The organism is Massilia sp. BKSP1R2A-1 (genome assembly GCF_050586525.1).
GTDB lineage: Bacteria > Pseudomonadota > Gammaproteobacteria > Burkholderiales > Burkholderiaceae_D > Telluria.
Window position 1 is genome coordinate 304,207 of sequence record NZ_JBOBRE010000005.1, and the last position, 17,614, is coordinate 321,820.

General features: G+C 65.1%; 19 protein-coding genes. 8 read left to right on the top strand and 11 right to left on the bottom strand.

The genetic code is table 11. The annotated features are described in order from the left end of the window. The first annotated feature begins 102 nt into the window (after positions 1-102). The 5 genes from ACQ7JA_RS10560 to dctP all read left to right on the top strand — a co-directional run bounded on the left by ACQ7JA_RS10560 (position 103) and on the right by dctP (position 3,140). Positions 103-489, top strand: a complete 387-nt coding sequence (locus ACQ7JA_RS10560; protein ID WP_430897331.1) for a hypothetical protein — start codon at positions 103-105, stop codon at positions 487-489. Then, positions 486-689 (top strand): helix-turn-helix transcriptional regulator, encoded by a 204-nt coding sequence (locus tag ACQ7JA_RS10565; protein WP_430897333.1) that lies wholly within the window; start codon positions 486-488, stop codon positions 687-689. Before ACQ7JA_RS10560 ends, ACQ7JA_RS10565 begins: the two co-directional genes overlap by 4 nt. Continuing rightward, positions 686-1,618 (top strand): alpha/beta fold hydrolase, encoded by a 933-nt coding sequence (locus tag ACQ7JA_RS10570; protein ID WP_430897335.1) that lies wholly within the window; start codon positions 686-688, stop codon positions 1,616-1,618. Before ACQ7JA_RS10565 ends, ACQ7JA_RS10570 begins: the two co-directional genes overlap by 4 nt. A gap of 31 nt (positions 1,619-1,649) precedes the next feature. After that, positions 1,650-1,880, top strand: a complete 231-nt coding sequence (locus ACQ7JA_RS10575) for a hypothetical protein (protein ID WP_430897337.1) — start codon at positions 1,650-1,652, stop codon at positions 1,878-1,880. Positions 1,881-2,129: 249 nt separating this feature from the next. Further along, the gene (gene dctP, locus ACQ7JA_RS10580) at positions 2,130-3,140 is read left to right on the top strand and encodes a TRAP transporter substrate-binding protein DctP (RefSeq protein WP_430897339.1); all 1,011 of its coding nucleotides are present in this window, start codon (positions 2,130-2,132) and stop codon (positions 3,138-3,140) included. 129 nt (positions 3,141-3,269) lie between these two features. Here the strand turns inward: dctP and moaD are convergent, their stop codons facing one another. The 6 genes from moaD to ACQ7JA_RS10610 form a co-directional block, all read right to left on the bottom strand. After that, a complete protein-coding gene (moaD, locus tag ACQ7JA_RS10585; RefSeq protein WP_430897341.1) occupies positions 3,270-3,527 on the bottom strand; it encodes a molybdopterin converting factor subunit 1 in 258 nt (85 codons plus the stop codon). A 7-nt stretch (positions 3,528-3,534) separates the two neighbouring features. Further along, on the bottom strand, positions 3,535-4,731 hold the full coding sequence (locus ACQ7JA_RS10590) for a molybdopterin molybdotransferase MoeA (protein ID WP_430897343.1): 1,197 nt from the start codon (positions 4,729-4,731) through the stop codon (positions 3,535-3,537). A gap of 14 nt (positions 4,732-4,745) precedes the next feature. Further along, a complete protein-coding gene (gene thrC, locus ACQ7JA_RS10595) occupies positions 4,746-6,221 on the bottom strand; it encodes a threonine synthase (RefSeq protein WP_430897345.1) in 1,476 nt (491 codons plus the stop codon). Positions 6,222-6,453: 232 nt separating this feature from the next. Beyond that, positions 6,454-7,854, bottom strand: a complete 1,401-nt coding sequence (locus ACQ7JA_RS10600) for an L-serine ammonia-lyase (protein ID WP_430897347.1) — start codon at positions 7,852-7,854, stop codon at positions 6,454-6,456. Between the two features lie 48 nt (positions 7,855-7,902). Next, entirely contained in the window at positions 7,903-8,859 is a 957-nt protein-coding gene (locus tag ACQ7JA_RS10605; protein ID WP_430897349.1) for an NAD-dependent epimerase/dehydratase family protein, read from the bottom strand. A 15-nt stretch (positions 8,860-8,874) separates the two neighbouring features. Beyond that, a complete protein-coding gene (locus ACQ7JA_RS10610; RefSeq protein WP_430897351.1) occupies positions 8,875-10,080 on the bottom strand; it encodes a glycine C-acetyltransferase in 1,206 nt (401 codons plus the stop codon). Positions 10,081-10,261: 181 nt separating this feature from the next. Here ACQ7JA_RS10610 and ACQ7JA_RS10615 point away from each other — a divergent pair, with 181 nt between their 5' ends. Next, positions 10,262-10,837: a helix-turn-helix domain-containing protein gene (locus ACQ7JA_RS10615; protein WP_430897353.1), complete on the top strand. Its 576-nt coding sequence runs from the start codon at positions 10,262-10,264 to the stop codon at positions 10,835-10,837. A 34-nt stretch (positions 10,838-10,871) separates the two neighbouring features. Then, entirely contained in the window at positions 10,872-11,624 is a 753-nt protein-coding gene (locus ACQ7JA_RS10620) for a hypothetical protein (RefSeq protein ID WP_430897355.1), read from the top strand. Between the two features lie 393 nt (positions 11,625-12,017). On the opposite strand, the gene ACQ7JA_RS10625 is transcribed toward ACQ7JA_RS10620, so the two are convergent. The 3 genes from ACQ7JA_RS10625 to ACQ7JA_RS10635 all read right to left on the bottom strand — a co-directional run bounded on the left by ACQ7JA_RS10625 (position 12,018) and on the right by ACQ7JA_RS10635 (position 16,205). Beyond that, the gene (locus ACQ7JA_RS10625) at positions 12,018-14,192 is read right to left on the bottom strand and encodes a prolyl oligopeptidase family serine peptidase (RefSeq protein WP_430897357.1); all 2,175 of its coding nucleotides are present in this window, start codon (positions 14,190-14,192) and stop codon (positions 12,018-12,020) included. Positions 14,193-14,345: 153 nt separating this feature from the next. Beyond that, on the bottom strand, positions 14,346-15,737 hold the full coding sequence (locus tag ACQ7JA_RS10630) for a tetratricopeptide repeat protein (protein ID WP_430897359.1): 1,392 nt from the start codon (positions 15,735-15,737) through the stop codon (positions 14,346-14,348). A gap of 153 nt (positions 15,738-15,890) precedes the next feature. Then, positions 15,891-16,205, bottom strand: a complete 315-nt coding sequence (locus tag ACQ7JA_RS10635) for a metal ABC transporter permease (protein WP_430897361.1) — start codon at positions 16,203-16,205, stop codon at positions 15,891-15,893. A gap of 89 nt (positions 16,206-16,294) precedes the next feature. Between ACQ7JA_RS10635 and ACQ7JA_RS10640 the strand changes: the two genes are divergently transcribed. Beyond that, positions 16,295-16,549, top strand: coding sequence for a hypothetical protein (locus ACQ7JA_RS10640; protein ID WP_430897363.1), 255 nt, complete (start codon positions 16,295-16,297; stop codon positions 16,547-16,549). 50 nt (positions 16,550-16,599) lie between these two features. Here the strand turns inward: ACQ7JA_RS10640 and ACQ7JA_RS10645 are convergent, their stop codons facing one another. Both ACQ7JA_RS10645 and ACQ7JA_RS10650 read right to left on the bottom strand, forming a co-directional pair. Beyond that, positions 16,600-16,779 carry a hypothetical protein gene (locus tag ACQ7JA_RS10645; RefSeq protein WP_430897365.1) on the bottom strand — a complete coding sequence of 60 codons (180 nt, stop codon included), beginning with the start codon at positions 16,777-16,779 and terminating at the stop codon, positions 16,600-16,602. A 163-nt stretch (positions 16,780-16,942) separates the two neighbouring features. Next, positions 16,943-17,596 carry a 3'-5' exonuclease gene (locus ACQ7JA_RS10650; RefSeq protein WP_430897367.1) on the bottom strand — a complete coding sequence of 218 codons (654 nt, stop codon included), beginning with the start codon at positions 17,594-17,596 and terminating at the stop codon, positions 16,943-16,945. Between the last annotated feature and the right edge of the window lie 18 nt (positions 17,597-17,614).

A 17,614-nucleotide genomic window follows, 5' to 3' on the forward strand; every position in this document is an offset into this window, starting at 1 on the left:
TTGTAGTCGAGTTTGCGTCCCAAACAAAAATGTAAAGGGAGCTTGACATGTCAGGTTTCCTTGACTACGATGTCAAGCATACTTTACTTCACGGAGGATGTCATGCACGAAAAACGGGTCGGAAAAGCCTATCTGCGCGAGCTGGTTTCGTCGATCGCGCTCTACATGGTCTTGCTGGTGGCGGCCATCCGCTGGGGCCGGCCGATGGAAGAAGGTGCCTTGCGCACCCTGGTGCTGCTGTCGCCGATGATCGGTTTTTTCGCGGCCCTGTGGGTGATCGCGCGCCACTTCGGCCGCATCGACGAATACCAGCGCATGCGCATGCTCGAGAACGTGGCGCTGGCCGCCGCCCTCACCGCCGGCCTGACCTTCAGCTACGGCTTCCTCGAAACGGCCGGCTATCCGCGCCTTTCGATGTTCACCGTGTGGTGCGTCCTGTGCGGCGCCGTCGGCGTCGTCGGCATCGTGCGCAAGCTGTTAGAGCGATGAACAACCATATCCGCACCCTGCGCGCCGAGCGCGGCTGGAGCCAGGCCGAGCTGGCCGAGATGCTCGACGTCTCGCGCCAGAGCGTGAACGCGATCGAGACCGGCAAGTACGACCCGAGCCTGCCCCTCGCCTTCGCCATCGCCAGACTGTTCCACCTTCCGATCGAATCGATCTTCACCCCAGACCAGGAGTCAGCATGAAAGCCTCGTTGTTGTTCGCAGCATTGTTCGCCGTCGCCGTTCCCGGGGTCGCCCAGGAGGCGCCCGCCCAGCCCAACCGCTTCCTGGCCGCGCTGCCCGCCGCCACCGAACGCTTCGAGATCAAAGGCATGCTCATCGAGCGCCACGGCAGCGGCCCGCGCGCCCTGATCCTGGTGCCGGGGCTGTCCTCCGGCGGCTGGGTGTGGCAGCAGATGGTGCGCGATTTCGCCGCCACCAATACGGTCTACGTCGTGACCTTGCCAGGTTTCGACGGCCGCCCGGCGGTGTCCGGCGACCCCTTCGACAATGCTCGCGACGCGCTGGCCGAGCTGATCGCCTCGCGCAGGCTGGCCAAGCCCGTGATCGTCGGTCACAGCATTGGCGCGACCCTGTCCTATGCGCTGGCGCAGGAATACCCCGACCGTCTCGGCGGCGTGGTCGGCATCGACGGCCTGCCGGTCTTCCCGCGCACGGAAGACCTGGCGCCGGAACAGCGCGCCGCGATGGCCGAGGGGGTGCGCAAGCAGATGGCGGCGCTTGCCGGTCCGTCCTTCGCCGCATCCCAGCAACAATACATGCGCAGCATCGGCATGACCGATATCGGCAAGGCCGACGATGCGGCGAAACTCAGCGCGCGCAGCGATCCGCAGGCGGTCGGCGCCTACGCGGGCGCGGTGATGGGACGCGACCTGCGTCCGGGCATGAACAAGATCACCGTGCCGGTTTTGCTGCTGGCGCCCTACTACGCACCCGACGCGCCCTATCTCGGCAATATCAGCATGCAGGACAAAGTGGCGTATTATCGGGCGCTGATGGGTGAGACGCCGAAGCTGGAAGTGGAAGCCATCGACAAGGCCCGCCACTTCCCGATGATCGACCAGCCCGAGGCGGTGAGCGAGGCCGTCCGCCGTTTCCTGAAGCGCCTGTAAGAACGTCTAGTCCGATATAGGGAGAGAGACCATGCAAAGACTGATCTATTGGAGCGGCCAGTACCTGCTGGCGGCCGGCACGATGTTCGCCCTGCTGGTCGGCATCGACGTGCTGCTGCGCGGCGAAGCGTTTGAAGCGGGCTGGCGCGAGTCCCTGGCCTGGGCCATCGTGTCGAGCGCGATCTTCATCGGCTCGCGCTATTACCGGGCCAGCCGTGGCGCCAGCTGCGCGATGCGCAGCCACCCCGATACCAGGACCTGAAGCTCCACTCCTCCGGGATGCATCAAGACGGGCCCGGGCCGGCAGCGCAGAATACTCTACCGCGCGCCGCCCGGGCCCGTATCCATTTGTAATATCTGCAAGATTCCGCTTGACAATACATGTGAGGGGAATATTCTTGTATCCGCCATAAGGGACGATGGCGCCCGCTCGACGAGGCCGCCACGATTCTGGAAGCAGTCCGTTTCAACATCTTGGAGGATGTGTATGTCGGTAATGACAAGGGCAGCAATGTCCCGTAGGACAGTGCTGGGCGCAATCGCGTCCAGTCCACTCTGGATGCAGTCCGCATGGGCGCAGCCGAACAATCTCAAAATCTCGCACCAGTTCCCCGGCGGCAGTATTTCCGAGGGTGATTTCCGTGACCGCTTGTGCCGCATGTTCGCGGCCGACGTCGAACGCCGCACCCGCGGCGGGCTGAAATTCTCGATCTATCCGGGTTCCAGCCTGATGGGCGCCAACGCCCAGTTCCCCGCGCTCAAGAACGGCTCGCTGGACATGGCCCTGGTGCCCCTGTCCTATGGCGGCGCCGAGGCGCCGGAAGCGAATATCGGCCTGATGCCCGGCCTGGTCACCTCGTACGAGCAGGGTTTCGCCTGGAAGAACGCCGCGGTCGGCAAGGAACTGAGCCGCATCCTGAACGAACAGGGCCTGGTGATCGTCAGCTGGATCTGGCAGGCCGGCGGCGTCGCCTCGCGCAGCAAGCCCTTGCTGCATCCCGAAGACGTGGCCGGCCTGAAGGTACGCGGCGGCTCGCACGAGATGGACCGCCTCTTGACGGATGCCGGCGCGACGGTCGTGAACATGCCGTCCAACGAGATCGCCGCCGCCATGCGCGCCGGGACCCTCGATGCGGCGCTGACCTCCTCGACGTCCCTGATTTCCTTCCGCCTGGCCGAATCGGCTCGCGCCCTGACCACCGCCCGCGGCGGCGCCTACTGGTTCATGTTCGAGCCGCTCCTGATGTCGCGCACCGTCTACGATCGCCTCACGAAACAGCAGCAGGCGGCCGTGATGGCCGTCGGCGCCGAGCTCGAGGCCTTCGCGCTCAAGGCCGCGCGCAACGACGACGCGGCCGTGGCCTCGATTTACGCCAAGGCCGGCGCCCATGTGGTGGACATGAATGCGGAGGCCCTGCGCAAGTGGCAGGCGGTGGCGCGCACCAATGCCTGGCGCGAATTCGGCGAACGCAGTGCGAACTGCGCCAGGCTCTTGGAACTGGCCGAGCAAACGATCGGCTGATTCGTAGGGTGGACGGCTTCGCCGTCCGCGCGTTCAGCCAGCCCGTGGACAGCCATGCCGCATGTTCTCATCGTGTAGTTGAACGCGCGGACGGCAGAGCGTGTTCCAGTCCAGGGGACTGGAACATCCCTACCCGCCCGTCACGGGCGGGAAGAACGCCACTTCGGCGCCTTCGCTCACCGCCGTCTCCGGCCCGCACATCACCTGCTTGCACGCCATGCGCAAGGCGCGCTGCTCGCCGAGCGCCTCTTCCCACACGCCGCCACGCGACACCAGGAGGCTGCGCACAGCGCCGACCGTCGATGCATTCTCCGGCAGCTCGAGCACTTCCTGGCCCGTGCCCACCGCCTCGCGCACGGAGGCAAAATACTTCACGTTGATCTTCATGCTGGTCCTAGTGCTGGAGTTCGGCGAAGGGAATGAAGCGCACCAGGTCGCCCTCGGCGATCGCCTGCCCCGGCGGATTGTCGACCAGGCCGTCGCCCCATACGGTCGAGGTCAGCACGCCCGAGCTCTGGTTGGGGAACAGGTCCAGCCCGCCGGCCGCATTCACCCGCGCCCGCAGGAATTCGTTGCGCCGGTCGGCCTTGGGCAGTGCGAAGTCGGCGCGCATGGTGTAGCCACGCGGCTCCACCGGCCCGGTCGCACCCTGCAGGCGCAGCAGGAAGGGACGAACGAACAGCAGGAAGGTGATAAAGCTCGACACCGGATTGCCCGGCAGGCCGATAAAGAACGCCGAAGCGACTTCGCCGAAGGCCAGCGGCTTGCCCGGCTTGACGGCGATCTGCCACAGGTTCAGCTTCCCTTCCGCTTCCACTGCCGGCTTGATGTGGTCTTCCTCGCCGACCGACACGCCGCCGGAGGTGATGATCAGATCGTGCCCGCGCGCGGCTTCGCGCAGGGTCGCACGCGTGGCTTCCAGCGAATCCGGCACGATGCCGAAGTCGGTGACTTCGCAGCCGAAGTTCTCGAGCAGCGCGCGCAGGGTGTAGCGGTTCGAGTTGTAGATCGCGCCGGGCTTCAAGGGCTCGCCCGGCATGGCCAGCTCGTCGCCAGTGAAGAACACGGCCACGCGCGCGCGGCGGAGCACCGGCAAGGTCGCCAGCCCCACCGAGGCCGCAAGCCCCATTTCCTGGCTGCGCAGGCGGGTGCCGGCCGGCAGGATCACGGCGCCGGCGGACACGTCTTCGCCGATGCGACGGATCCATTCACCCGGGCGCGGCGCATGGCGCACCGTGACGCTGTCGCCCACCAGTTCGCATTGCTCCTGCATGACCACCGCGTCCGCCCCTGGCGGAACCAGCGCACCGGTGAAGATGCGCGCGGCAGTGCCCGGCGCCAGGTAGTCGCCGAGGCTGCCGGCCGGGATGCGCTGGGCCACGTGCAAGGTCGCGCTGCCGCTCTCGCAATCGCTCGCGCGCACCGCGTAGCCGTCCATCGAGGTATTGTCGGCGGACGGCACATCGATGGTCGAGCGCTGCTCGAACGCCAGCACGCGGCCGTTGGCGTCGAGCGTGTTCACCACCTCGCTATCCTGGATCGGGCGCACCGCGTCCAACAGCTGGGTCAGCGCCTCGCGCACCGACAACATGGGCGGCCTCATCGTCACAGCCCCGTGTGCTCGGCGATGTAGGCCTTCATGCCGTCCACCTCGGGGCGCATGACCACGAAGCGCTGCGGCAACGCCTCGATGTTCTCGAAGCCGGCCGGGCGCTCGGCGTCCTGGCCCAGCGCCTCGAGGATGGTCTCGTTGAACTTGGCGGCCAGCGCGGTTTCCAGCACGATCATCGGCACACCAGGCTGCATGTGTTCGCGCGCGACCTTGATGCCGTCGGCCGTGTGGGTGTCGATGGTGATGCCGTAGTCGTCCGCCACGTCGCGGATGGTGGCCAGGCGATCGGGGTGGGTCGACTTGCCCGAGGCGAAACCGTACTGGCCCACCAGTTTCCATTCGTCGCCATCGCTGCCCGGACCGCCGGACAGGTCGAAACCGCCGTGGGTGTCGACTTTCCTGAAGAGCGCATGGGTGCGCTCGGCGTCGCCGCCCACCAGCTCGTACACGAAGCGCTCGAAGTTCGAGGCCTTCGAGATGTCCATCGAGGGGCTGCTGGTGTGATAGGTCTCGGCCGGCTTGCGCACGCGGTAGACGCCGGTGCGGAAGAATTCGTCGAGCACGTCGTTCTCGTTGGTCGCGGCGACCAGCTTGTCGATCGGCAGGCCCATCATGCGGGCGATGTGGCCGGCGCAGATATTGCCGAAGTTCCCCGAGGGGACCGTGAACGACACCTTCTGGTCGTTACTGGTGGTGGCCGCCAGGTAGCCGCGGAAGTAATACACCACCTGCGCGACAACGCGCGCCCAGTTGATCGAGTTGACGGTGCCGATCTTGTGGCGCGCCTTGAAGGACAGGTCGTTGGAGACCGCCTTGACCATGTCCTGGCAGTCGTCGAACACGCCCTCGACCGCGATGTTGAAGATGTTCGGGTCCTGCAGGCTGAACATCTGGGCGGTCTGGAAGGCGCTCATCTTCTTGTGGGGCGAGAGCATGAACACGCGCACGCCGCGCTTGCCGCGCATCGCGTACTCGGCCGCGCTGCCGGTGTCGCCGGAAGTCGCGCCGAAGATGTTCAGCTCGTCGTTGTTCTTTGCAAGCGCATACTCGAACAGATTGCCCAGCAGTTGCATGGCCATGTCCTTGAAGGCCAGGGTCGGGCCATTCGACAGCGCCTGCAGCACCAGCTTGCCCTGCTCCCCGTCTTCCAGCACGCGCAGCGGGGTGATGTCCTCGGCCGATTCGTCGGCGCGTGCATTGCGGTAAACCTCGGGGGTATAGGTCTTCGCGGTCAGGGCGCGCAGGTCTTCGTCGGGGATGTCGGTCGCAAACTTGCGCAGGATCTCGTAGGCCAGTTCGGCGTAGGACAGCTTGCGCCAGGCGTCGAGTTCGGCGCCGCTGACTTGCGGATAGGTCTCGGGGAGATACAGGCCGCCATCCGGAGCGAGGCCGGCTAGCAGGATGTCGGAAAAACGCTGGGGATTGCGTGCTGCGGACGCGCTGGTCGCGCGGGTGGAGACGTAATGCATACGGTAGGAATCCGGTGGGGGCCAATGTTGAACTTTTATTATAGCGCCCAGATGGATCGTATGCTGTGCTGCAAAAAAATCGGTTTGGCTCTCGTAGGGTGGGCCTAGGCGGCCCCGCGGTCCTCCGCCCACGCGTTCACCACCCGCGCGAAGGGACGCAGCACCAATTCTCACCGTGTATTTGAACGCGTGGGCGAAGGATCGCCCACCCTACGGGAACACTCGACTGTACTCAGCAAGCCGCGTGGTTGACAGTCACCACGTGCACGGCCAGGCCGCCGAGCGAGGTTTCCTTGTACTTCACCTGCATGTCCGCGCCGGTCTGGCGCATCGTCTCGATGGCGTTGTCGAGGCTGACGAAGTGGGTGCCGTCGCCCTTCAAGGCCAGCGAGGCGGCGGTGATCGCCTTGATCGCGCCCATGCCGTTGCGCTCGATGCAGGGAATCTGCACCAGGCCGCCGATCGGGTCGCAGGTCATGCCGAGGTGGTGCTCGATGCCGATTTCCGCCGCGTTCTCGATGCGCTCGTTGGAGCCGCCCAGCGCCGCCACCAGGCCGGCCGCCGCCATCGCGCAGGCCACGCCGACCTCGCCCTGGCAGCCGATCTCGGCGCCCGAGATCGAGGCGTTCTTCTTGCACAGCATGCCGATCGCGGCGGAGGTGAGCAGGAAGTCGCGGATGCCCTTGACCGGGTCGCTCGGACGGCAGTCCTCGGCGTAATAGCGCAGCACGGCCGGGATGATGCCCGCCGCGCCGTTGGTCGGCGCCGTGACGACACGGCCGCCGGCAGCATTCTCTTCGTTGACGGCCATCGCATACAGGGTCACGTGGTGCGTCGCATCGTGCGGCAGCTCGTTGACGCGCTTGCCCTCGTTGCAGTGCGCCTGCTTCCACAGCTTGGCCGCGCGGCGCTTGACGTTCAGCCCGCCGGGCAGCTCGCCTTCGGTGACGAGGCCGTGGGCGATACAGTCGTGCATCACCTTCCAGATGCGGTCCAGTCCCGCGTCCAGCTCCGCCTCGCCCATGCGCGCCAGCTCGTTCGCGCGCAGCATGTGCGGGATCGACAGGCCGTGCTCGCGGCCCTGGGCCAGCAGCTCGGCCATCGTGTCGAATGGGAAGGGCACGGTGCTCGTGGGCGCTTCCGCCGTGCGCGCCTGGCTTTCGCCGGCCGCCGTGATGAAGCCGCCGCCCACCGAATAATAGATGCGTTCGATGATACTGCCGTCCGCCAGCTGCAGGATGAACTTCATGCCGTTCGGGTGTTCGGGCAGGGTCGACTGCTTGTGCCAGACCAGGCCGGTTCGGTACTGGAAGGGGACTTCCTTCTGGCCCAGCAGCGTCAACTTGCCGTCCATCTCGGCTTCGGCCAGCTTGTCCTCGACCGTGTCCGGGTCGACGCCCTGCGGCGTCTCGCCCATCAGGCCGAGGATCACGGCTTTATCCGTCGCGTGGCCGACGCCGGTCAGCGCGAGCGAACCATACAGGTGTGCCTCGACGCCCACCGCCTGCTCGAGCGAACCGCACTCCAGCAGGCGCTCTTGCAAAAAACGGCGCGCCGCCACCATCGGGCCCACGGTGTGGGAACTCGACGGGCCGATACCGATCTTGAAAAGATCGAAAACGCTCATATCCATGTGTTGTCTCGACTATCCGGTTTTTATTGTTCTATCCAGGGTCGACGCTCAGGCGGCGATGCCGACGTCGATGTTCTTCAGCATATCGGCGACCATCTCCTCGAGCTTGACGCGCGCCTTCCAGCCCCAGTCGGCACTCGCCCGGCTGTCGTCCAGGCTCTTCGGCCAGGAGTCGGCGATCTGCTGGCGGCTGTCCGGCTTGTAGGCGATCTCGAATTCCGGCAGCGCATTCTTGATGGCGGCCGCCAGTTCGCGCGGGTTGAAGGACACGCCCGCGACGTTGTACGAGGAGCGGATCGCGACGTTCTCCGCGGGTGCATCCATCAGCTCGATGGTGGCGCGGATCGCATCCGGCATGTAGATCATCGGCAGGGTCGTCTCCGGGCCCAGGAAGCACTCGTAGGTCTCGTTTCTGAGCGCCGCGTAGAAGATCGCGATCGCGTAGTCGGTGGTGCCGCCGCCCGGGGGCGACTTGAAGCTGATGATGCCCGGGTAGCGGATCGAACGCACGTCCACGCCGTACTTGCTGTGGTAGTACTCGCACAGGCGCTCGCCGGCCAGTTTGCTGATGCCGTAGATCGAGGTCGGATCCATCACCGCGTACTGCGGGGTGGATTCGGCCGGGGTGTTCGGGCCGAAGGCCGCGATCGAGGAAGGCCAGAAGATTTTCAGGGGCTTGCCCGCTTCACCGCGCTCGCGCGCCACTTCCAGGATGTTCAGCAGGCCGTCCATGTTCAGGGTCCAGGCCTTGAGCGGAGCCTTTTCGCCGGTGGCGGACAGCAGCGCTGCCAGCTGGTAGACCTGGGTGATGCCTTCGCTATCGATCAGCTGGGCGAGACGGTCCTTGTCCAGCACGTCGAGCTGGGTGTAGCGCGCCGCGCCGTAGACGTTGTTGCTGCCGATGTCCGAGGCGATGACGTTCTGCGCGCCGTGCTGCTCCGCCAGGGCGGTGACGAGTTCACTGCCGATCTGGCCATTGGCGCCGATGATGAGGATGCGTTCCATTGTTCTGTTCCGATCTTATTGATTCTTGAGGATGCCCAGCTCTTTGCCGGCTTGTTCGAAGGCCTGGAGCACGGTGTCGAGCTGCTCGCGGGTGTGGGCGGCGGAGAGCTGCACCCGCACGCGCGCCTGCCCCATCGGCACCACCGGGTAGAAGAAGCCCGACAGCAGCACGCCCAGTTCGAACATGCGGGCCGCGAATTTCTGCGCGACCGGCGCCTCGAACAGCATCACCGGCACCACCGGGTGGGTGCCCGGCTTGATGGTGAAGCCGATGCGCTCGATCTCCTTGCGGAAGTAGGCGGTATTCTCGTGCAGGCGGTCGCGCAGCGCGGTCGATTTCGAGATGCGCTCCAGCACGGCGAGGGATGCGCCGGCGATCATCGGGGCCAGGGTGTTCGAGAACAGGTAGGGACGCGACTTCTGGCGCAGGGTCTCGATGACCTCCTTGCGGCCCGAGGTGAAGCCGCCCATCGCGCCGCCCAGGGCCTTGCCGAGGGTGCCGGTGATGATGTCGATCTTGCCGATGACGCCGCAGTGCTCGTGGGTGCCGCGGCCGGTCTTGCCCATGAAGCCCGAGGCATGCGATTCGTCGATCATGGTCAGCGCGCCGTATTTCTCGGCCAGTTCGACGATCTTGTCCAGCTGGGCGATGGTGCCGTCCATCGAGAACACGCCGTCGGTGACGATGATCTTGTGGCGCTTGCCTGCTTCCGTGGCGGCGATCAGCTGCTTCTCCAGGTCCGCCATGTCGTTGTTGGCGTAGCGGTAGCGCGCGGCCTTGCACAGGCGCACGCCGTCGATGATCGAGGCGTGGTTCAGGGCGTCCGAGATGATGGCGTCGTTCTCGTCGAAGAGCGGCTCGAACACGCCGCCGTTGGCATCGAATGCCGCGGCGTACAGGATGGTGTCTTCGGTGCCGAGGAATTCGGAGAGCTTCTGCTCCAGTTCCTTGTGCACGGTCTGGGTGCCGCAGATGAAGCGCACCGAGGACAGGCCGTAGCCGTATTGTTCCAGCGCGGCGGCGGCGGCGTCGCTCGTTTCCCTGTCACCGGACAGGCCCAGGTAGTTGTTGGCGCACATATTGATCAAGGTACGGCCATCCTGGGAGACCACCTCGGAACCCTGGCGCGAAGCGATCACGCGCTCCGGCTTGAAGAGGCCCTCGGTACGCAGCGTCTCGAGTTTCGATTGCAGGCCGCTGTAAAATGCTTGATCGCTCATGTTGTTCCCACTCCCAGGTCTCGGTTGATCGACGCCGGCTTGACCGGCGCTTGGCGGATGTCGTATCGTTGACTCGTTCGATTTAAAAACCAAGTTCTGTATGTCGAACGAAAATTCAATATATTGAATATTACCCCCGGCTAATGAACTTGGCAAGCAAAGCTATAAGCATATTCAGGTCATGACCAAGACTCTAACAAATAACGCTCCACCCGAAGTTGGCGCCACGCTACAGCGGCTGCGCCTGGCCAGGGGCCTGACCCTTGAAGATTTGTCGCGTATCGCGGGGGTGTCCAAGTCGATGCTGTCCCAGATCGAGCGCGAAAAGGCCAATCCCACCATCGCCATCACCTGGCGCCTCGCCAATGCCCTGGGCGTTGAGATTGGCGAGCTGCTCTCGTCCGAGGTGCGGGCCGTGGACCTGATCCGCGTGGTGGACCCGCACGAAACCCCTACCCTGCCCGGCGCGCACGCCGGCTACTCCCTGCGCATCCTGGGCCCGATGGACCTGGCGGGCAAGTACGAATGGTACGAGCTGACCCTGGCGCCTGGCGGCGAGATGGCCTCGCAGGCCCACGATCCGGGGACCAAGGAGCACCTGACCGTCATTACTGGCACGATCGAGCTGGAAGTGGGCACGGAGAAGAAGAAGATCAAGCATGGCGGCACCGCGCGCTATCCGGCGGATTACGACCATGTGATCCGAAATGCCGGCAAAGCAGAAGCGAAAGCGCTCCTAGTCGTAGTACAGCGGTAAGACAAAGCAAAAAACAATCTCGGAGTTCCCATTAATGACCCCAGCCCCTGTCGTTGCACAGATGCAGGAAGAGATATCCAAGTTCTTCAATTGTCATATTGACGAGATTGACCTAGATGGTGGAGGTGGTTCCTGGCCCAAACCAATGGCTTTCGAACTTGGACCGCGCGACTTCCTAGATTTCGCGGAAGCAGATTTGAACGCTGGCATATCCACACATACTCTGGTTAATGCGACTTCTAACCTGAAGCGCGCGGTTGACTGCCAATTAGACCATTTTCTACACGTTCTAAATTTGGATCAGTTTTATCGACGTAAGCGGTTAGGGGTCGACAGAAAGCTAGGCCTGCTTAAGAAGTCTGGAATATTCCGCTCGCGGTCGATTGAGAAACTCAATGCTCTTCGAAATAGACTCGAGCACCACTATGAAGCGCCTGTGCTCGAAGATGTTGAAGTTTACTTTGACTTGGTTGCAGCGTTCGTGAGCGTCGTAGAAGCTGCAATTCCCTTAGCAGGAACGAGCTCTGAGGTCTCTTTTACGCTAATGAACGGCGGGAGGATCGACGGGAAATTCTCGCGTGACGAACCAAGAATGCTTTTGCTATTGGAGCACTCAGAAAGTAGTTATTCACGGACGTTTGAGGCAAATATGTCTTATTCTAAGGACGCGAGTAGTGACCTGGATCGCTTCGCATACCTACTACGCGTACACATGCTTTTACGAAAGTGGTACGACGGGTGCCTAACTGACAGACAGTTTTTGAAAGCGATTGGTACTGCTGAGTGAGCTCACTGAACAGAACATTTTCGGACCGGAATGGGAGCATATGCTGGTTAAGTAAACACTTATCCGCCAATGTAGTCTGACGGCACTGCAGGACAGTATTAAATCCTTCCTAAGATGTAACTTTGATCCAGCCAACCGGTCAAGTGAGCATGTCTACTTCGGGGAGCCAAGCCGTTCTGTATGAACATCGAGCGCTACTCCATTGGATGATTTTCAATTGCAGCGAGCGGCTATTACCAGTGCAGCCAATGTTAGTCGCCCTCCAACTTCACTCAAGCAGCGCTACCGAATAGACCTCAATGGCACGATATCGACCTTGTAGTGCCCATTGATACGACAAACTAATACGGCCACCTGGTTACCCAGGCGGCCGTTCTACTTCAAACTTAGAACTTACTCGCTGCCACCGACCGCGGTCGGCGCAGCACCGCCAACCTTCAGCTCGCGCGCCAGGAAGCCCCAGCGATCCGCCACTTCCTCGATCTGCTTGGTGGTCGGCTTGCCGGCGCCGTGGCCGGCCTTGGTCTCGATGCGGATCAGCACCGGCGCGGCGCCCGCCTGGGCCGCCTGGGCGGCCGCGGCGAACTTGAAGCTGTGCGCCGGGACCACGCGGTCGTCGTGGTCGGCCGTGGTCACCATGGTCGCCGGGTAGCAGGTGCCCGGTTTCAGGTTGTGCAGCGGCGAGTACTTGACCAGGGCCTTGAACTCATCCGGGTTCTCCGACGAGCCGTAGTCCGAGGTCCAGGCCCAGCCGATGGTGAACTTGTGGAAGCGCAGCATGTCCATCACGCCCACGGCCGGCAGCGCGGCGCCGAACAGCTCCGGACGCTGGGTCATGGCCGCGCCCACCAGCAGGCCGCCGTTCGAACCGCCGCCGATCGCCAGCTTTTGCGGCGAGGTGACCTTGTTCGCGATCAGCCATTCGGCCGCGCCGATGAAGTCGTCGAACACGTTCTGCTTCTGCAGCTTGGTGCCGGCCTGGTGCCAGGCTTCGCCGTACTCGCCGCCGCCGCGCAGGTTGGCCACGACATACACGCCGCCCATTTCCATCCAGGCCAGGTTGGCCGGCGAGAAGCCTGGGGTCATCGAGATGTTGAAGCCGCCGTAGCCGTACAGGTAGGTCGGGTTCTGGCCATCGAGCTTCAGGCCCGTCCTGGAGACGATGAACATCGGGACCTTGGTGCCGTCCTTCGAGGTGTAGAACTGCTGGCGGGTCTCGTAGTCCGCCGGATTGAAGTCCACCTTCGGCTGGCGGAACACGGTGCTTTCGCCGGTCTTCATGTTCAGGCGGTAGATCGTGGTCGGCGTGGTGAAGCCGGTGAAGGAGTAGAAGGTTTCAGTATCGCCGCGCTTGCCCGACAGGCCGCCCACCGAACCGATGCCCGGCAGCTTGATCTCGCGCACCGCCTTGCCCTTCAGGTCATGCACGCGCACCACGGCGCGGGCGTCCTTCAGGTACTCGAGCACCAGCTGGTTGTTGATGATGTCGGCGCCGGTCAGGGTCTCGCCCTTCTCGGCGACGATCTCCTTCCAGTTCGATTCCTGCGGCTTGGAGACGTCGATCGCGACGATGCGCTTCTTGGGCGCATTGCGGTCTGTGCTGAAATAGAACACCGTGCCGACGTTGTCGATGAAATCGTAGCCGGCATCGAAGTTGTCGATCAGGTCGACCACTTTCGAATCAGGCCTGGACAGGTCCTTGTATGACACGCGGTACTTCGGCGCGGTGCCCTTGGTCGTGGTGATGATCAGGTAACGGCCGTCGTCGGTGGTGTGGCCGCCGAAGCCCCATTCCTTCTGGTCCGGGCGGTCGTACACCAGCGTGTCGGCGCTTTGCGGGGTGCCGATGCGGTGGAAGTAAAGCTTCTGGAAGTAGTTCACGTCGGCCAGCTTGGTCGCTTCCTTCGGCTCGTCGTAGCGGCTGTAGAAGAAGCCCTTGCCGTCCTTGGTCCAGGCGGTGCTGGAGAACTTGACCCACTTGATGTGGTCTTCGATGTCCTTGCCGGTCTCGATGTCGCGCACGCGGATCTCGTTCCAGTCCGAACCCGAGGCGGCGGTGCTGTAGGCCAGCAGCTTGCCGTCCGGGCTGACCGCGGCGCCGGCCAGCGCGACGGTGCCGTCGCTGGACATGGTGTTCGGGTCGAGCAGCACGCGCGGGGTGTCGCTCAGGGTCTTCTGGGTGTACAGCACCGACTGGTTCTGCAGGCCGTCGTTGCGCGAATAGAAGTAGCGGCCGCCTTCCTTGCCGGGGACGCTGTAGCGCTCGTAGTTCCAGAGCTTGGTCAGGCGCTCGCGGATTGCCGCGCGCTGCGGGATCTGGTTCAGGTAAGCCTGGGTCACGGTGTTCTGGGCGCTCACCCAGGCCTTGGTCTCGGCGCTGTTCGCGTCCTCGAGCCAGCGGTAAGGGTCGGCTACCGTGGTGCCGTGATAGTTGTCGGTCTGGTCGAGCTTCTTCGCGACCGGATAGGTCAGGGAAGGGCCATTGGCGGGGCAGCTCTGCGCCAGCGCCGTGTTGGCGCCAAAGGCCGCAGCCAGCAGGGTGACGAGCGTTACGTGTCTCAGGGTCATATCGGTCTCGGTCGATTATTCATGGGGTCGGCTATTGCCGACGGCCATCATAACGCGAATTACCGAGGTCGCCTATGCTTCGGCAGGTTGGCGCATGGGGGGGTATCTACCCGCTCAATATCCGTTTGGCGCGGGCGAATTGAATGGTGGAAATTACCGCCCAGGCGCCTGGCCGCGCTGGCGCCGCCCTGCCTGGACCCGGTCGGTCAGGGCACGCCCCCAATGCCCGCCCGTTCCCGGCCTGCCGGCCTTGCCGGCGCTGCGCGAGCCGGTCCCGACGCCATCGTGGTCGCTCCCGGCCGCGAGCAGCATCCACATATAGGCGCGCAGGGGATCGCGTTCGGCGCCGCGTCCGCTGCCCACCATGCCGCCCAGGTTGTACTGGGCCAGCGCATGGCCCTGCTCGGCCGCCTGGCGGTACCAGTAGGTGGCGAGGGTATCGTCGTGCGGCACGCCCTGGCCGTTGGCATACAGGACGCCGAGGTTGTTCTGGGCGCTGGCGTCGCCCTGCTGGGCGGCGCGCCGGTACCATTCGGCGGCCCGGACCTCGTCGCGGGGCGCGCACTCGCCGCGGGCGTACATGACCCCGAGGCTGAACTGGGCGTTGGGCGCGCCCTGCTCCGCCGCGCGCTGGGTCCACTCGAAGGCGCGCGCGGGGTCGCGCACCGTACCGCGTCCGAGCGAATACATGAGGCCGGCGCAGTACTGGGCCTGGACGTGGCCGCGCGTGGCCGCCCGCAGGAACCAGGACAGGGCGCGCTCGTCGTCGCCCGAGCCATGCCCGCCTGCCAGCAGGGTGGCGAGGGCGTACTGGGCCTCGGTGTCGTCGCGCATGGCGGCCCGCTCGAGCCAGGCGACGGCGCGCGCGGGGTCGGCCGTCACGCCCTGGCCCTGGGCATAGGCAAGGCCGAGGTAGCGCTGGGAGACGGGGTCGCCCTGGGCGGCCGCCTGGCGGAACCAGCACAGGGCCTGGGCGTCGTCGGCCTCCACGCCGTCGCCGCGCCGGTACATCAGGGCCAGGCTGCCCTGGGCGCCGACATGCCCCTGGCGCGCCGCCTTGCGAAACCAGGCCATGGCGAGCGGGTGGGAGACCGGCACGCCCAGGCCCTGCAGATAGCACTCGCCGAGCAGGTGTTCGGCGCTGGCGAGGCCCTGCTCGGCGGCGCGGTAGAACCAGCCGAATGCAACCTCGTGCGACTGCGGCACGCCGCGGCCCTTGCGGTACAGCAGCCCGAGGTTCTGCTGGGCCGATGGGTCGCCCTGGCTTGCCGCGCGCCCGAACCAGCGGGCCGCGAGATCGTCGCTGCGCGGCGCGCCCTGGCCCCGGCTGTACATGGCCCCGAGATGGTTCTGGGCGGCCGCCAGGCCCTTCTCGGCGGCCAGCTGCATCCACTTGAGCGCGCAGGCCTCGTTGCGTTCGACCGCCTGGCCCTGCTTGTACAGCAGGCCGAGGTTGAACTGGGCATAAGGATTGCCTCGCACGGCGGCCGGGTGGAACCACAGGAAGACATCGTAGCCCTCGCGGGCAGCGTTCTGGCGACTCATCCCTTCCCCTCCACGCCGGAACCGCCCTGGAGGCGCCCGGCAACGATCGACACGGCAGCACGCAGATGTCCCGCCGTTGTTAAAATTTTAAGGGGGCGGCACGCGCGCGGTTTGCGTCCGCGCAAGCGTGCCGGTGCTCGCATCGCCCGGAATTCAGGCGAGCGCGGCCGGACGGCGCGGCCCGAAGGCGTACGCCAGGATGGACAGCAGCGCCAGGCACCAGACGATCGGCGCACCCGAGGGCAGGTCGAGCATCACAGACAGCACCAGGCCGATGCCGTAGCCGCCCACGCCCACCAGGTAGGCGAAGGGCAGCTTGCGGCCCTCGGGATAGTGGCGCACCGCCAGGCTCGGCACGATCAGGCTGGCGAAGACCAGGTAGACCCCGACCAGCTGCACCGAGGCGGTCACGGCCAGTGCGAACAGCAGGTAGAAGCCGAGGCGCCCGCGGCGTTCGCGCAGGACCATCAGCAGGGCCAGGATCAGCAGCGCCCAGGGCCGGCAAGGCCAGCTGGCCGTAGCTCACCCACAGGATCTGCCCGGCCAGCAGGTCCTGCATGTGCTCGCCGCCATGGGGATCGTGCGCGACCAGCAACAGGCCGGCGGTCGCCGCCAGCACGAACAGCACCCCGATCTGGGCTTCCTGCACGTCGGGCCAGCGGCGCTCGGTCCAGGTCAGCAGCAAGGCGCCCAGCACGGCCGCCACGCCGGCCGCCAGCTGCCGCGATCTGGGCAATGGCGAGGTCGATGAAGACAATGCCGCGCCTGAGCACCTGGGCGCCGAGCGGGATGCGGGTGGCCAGCACCAGTAAACCGGCCAGGAAGGCCGGCAGCACGATCAGGAAGTCGAATCCGTCCATGCTCACTTCGCCCCCGCGTTCGCGGCGAGCAGGCGCGCCACCGTGGTGTCGAACAGCGCGAACAGCGTGCCCGACTGGGCGTCGGCGCCGACGGTGTACGGCAGCGCCACCGCCGGAATACCGGCGCGTCCGGACAGCCATTGCAAGGCGCGCGGGTCCTGGTAGGCCGCGCGGATTACCATCCTCGCCGGCTGACCCTTCGTGCGAGATCGCCAGCTGCTGCGCAAGCAGCAGCAGGAGCGACAGGATCACGCGGCAGAGTGGACGGCGGAGCATGGTGGCCGCATCGTAATGCGATCCGAATAGGCCTTGTGGGATTTTTTAAATCCCTGTGTCAGCGCCCGCTCAGGCGGCGGCCAGGCGCCGTTCGCGCTCGAGGCTCGCGTATTTATCGAGGAAGACGGGCACCTTGGCCGCAGCCAGTTTGTTGATCGACACCAGCAGGTCGGGCGCGACCTGCTGCAGGCCGTGGTTGGTGCCCAGGTGACGCGCCGCATGCAGCAGCACCTCTGCCGAGACCTCGGCGTCGGCCTCGGCCCGGTGGGCGGTGCCGCGGAAGACGATGCCGAGACGGCTCGACAGGTTGCCGAGCTTGTAGCTCGGCAGGCCCGGGTAGAGGCGGCGCGCCAGCTTCAGCGAGCAGACCAGGCCGCAGTGGCCGGTCGGGCGGCCGATGCGCCAGCCCTCGGCCTTCAGGAATTTCTCGTCGAAGCTGGCATTGTGGGCGGCCAGCATGTCGCCGCCGATGAAGTCGAGCAGCTCGGCCACCACGCGCTGGCTGGGCGGCGCGGTATCGACCATGTCCTGGGTGATGCCGGTCAGCTGCGTGATGAAGGAGGGAATGCGCACCCCGCAGTTCACCAGCGAGACGTAGCGTTCGCGGATCTCGCCGCCGACGATGCGCAGGGCCGCGACTTCGGTGATGCGGTCGCCCGCATCGGGCGACAGGCCGGTGGTCTCGAAGTCGAGCATCACGATCGGGCGTTCAAATACACTCATGGTTTTCCTCTGCTTTAT

What these genes read in the sequence shown, in the direction of transcription:
- ACQ7JA_RS10635 (WP_430897361.1), bottom strand. Translation starts at nt 16,205, where the DNA reads ATGGTCCTGCGCGAACGCCGCGGGCGCCTCGGCTTCTACCTGCTGTTC.
- ACQ7JA_RS10645 (WP_430897365.1), bottom strand. Translation starts at nt 16,779, where the DNA reads ATGGTAATCCGCGCGGCCTACCAGGACCCGCGCGCCTTGCAATGGCTG.
- ACQ7JA_RS10640 (WP_430897363.1), top strand. Translation starts at nt 16,295, where the DNA reads ATGTGCTCGCCGCCATGGGGATCGTGCGCGACCAGCAACAGGCCGGCG.
- ACQ7JA_RS10650 (WP_430897367.1), bottom strand. Translation starts at nt 17,596, where the DNA reads ATGAGTGTATTTGAACGCCCGATCGTGATGCTCGACTTCGAGACCACC.
- thrC (WP_430897345.1), bottom strand. Translation starts at nt 6,221, where the DNA reads ATGCATTACGTCTCCACCCGCGCGACCAGCGCGTCCGCAGCACGCAAT.
- ACQ7JA_RS10575 (WP_430897337.1), top strand. Translation starts at nt 1,650, where the DNA reads ATGCAAAGACTGATCTATTGGAGCGGCCAGTACCTGCTGGCGGCCGGC.
- ACQ7JA_RS10610 (WP_430897351.1), bottom strand. Translation starts at nt 10,080, where the DNA reads ATGAGCGATCAAGCATTTTACAGCGGCCTGCAATCGAAACTCGAGACG.
- ACQ7JA_RS10600 (WP_430897347.1), bottom strand. Translation starts at nt 7,854, where the DNA reads ATGGATATGAGCGTTTTCGATCTTTTCAAGATCGGTATCGGCCCGTCG.
- ACQ7JA_RS10630 (WP_430897359.1), bottom strand. Translation starts at nt 15,737, where the DNA reads ATGAGTCGCCAGAACGCTGCCCGCGAGGGCTACGATGTCTTCCTGTGG.
- ACQ7JA_RS10590 (WP_430897343.1), bottom strand. Translation starts at nt 4,731, where the DNA reads ATGTTGTCGGTGCGCGAGGCGCTGACCCAGCTGTTGGACGCGGTGCGC.
- ACQ7JA_RS10570 (WP_430897335.1), top strand. Translation starts at nt 686, where the DNA reads ATGAAAGCCTCGTTGTTGTTCGCAGCATTGTTCGCCGTCGCCGTTCCC.
- dctP (WP_430897339.1), top strand. Translation starts at nt 2,130, where the DNA reads ATGTCCCGTAGGACAGTGCTGGGCGCAATCGCGTCCAGTCCACTCTGG.
- moaD (WP_430897341.1), bottom strand. Translation starts at nt 3,527, where the DNA reads ATGAAGATCAACGTGAAGTATTTTGCCTCCGTGCGCGAGGCGGTGGGC.
- ACQ7JA_RS10620 (WP_430897355.1), top strand. Translation starts at nt 10,872, where the DNA reads ATGACCCCAGCCCCTGTCGTTGCACAGATGCAGGAAGAGATATCCAAG.
- ACQ7JA_RS10560 (WP_430897331.1), top strand. Translation starts at nt 103, where the DNA reads ATGCACGAAAAACGGGTCGGAAAAGCCTATCTGCGCGAGCTGGTTTCG.
- ACQ7JA_RS10605 (WP_430897349.1), bottom strand. Translation starts at nt 8,859, where the DNA reads ATGGAACGCATCCTCATCATCGGCGCCAATGGCCAGATCGGCAGTGAA.
- ACQ7JA_RS10615 (WP_430897353.1), top strand. Translation starts at nt 10,262, where the DNA reads ATGACCAAGACTCTAACAAATAACGCTCCACCCGAAGTTGGCGCCACG.
- ACQ7JA_RS10625 (WP_430897357.1), bottom strand. Translation starts at nt 14,192, where the DNA reads ATGACCCTGAGACACGTAACGCTCGTCACCCTGCTGGCTGCGGCCTTT.
- ACQ7JA_RS10565 (WP_430897333.1), top strand. Translation starts at nt 486, where the DNA reads ATGAACAACCATATCCGCACCCTGCGCGCCGAGCGCGGCTGGAGCCAG.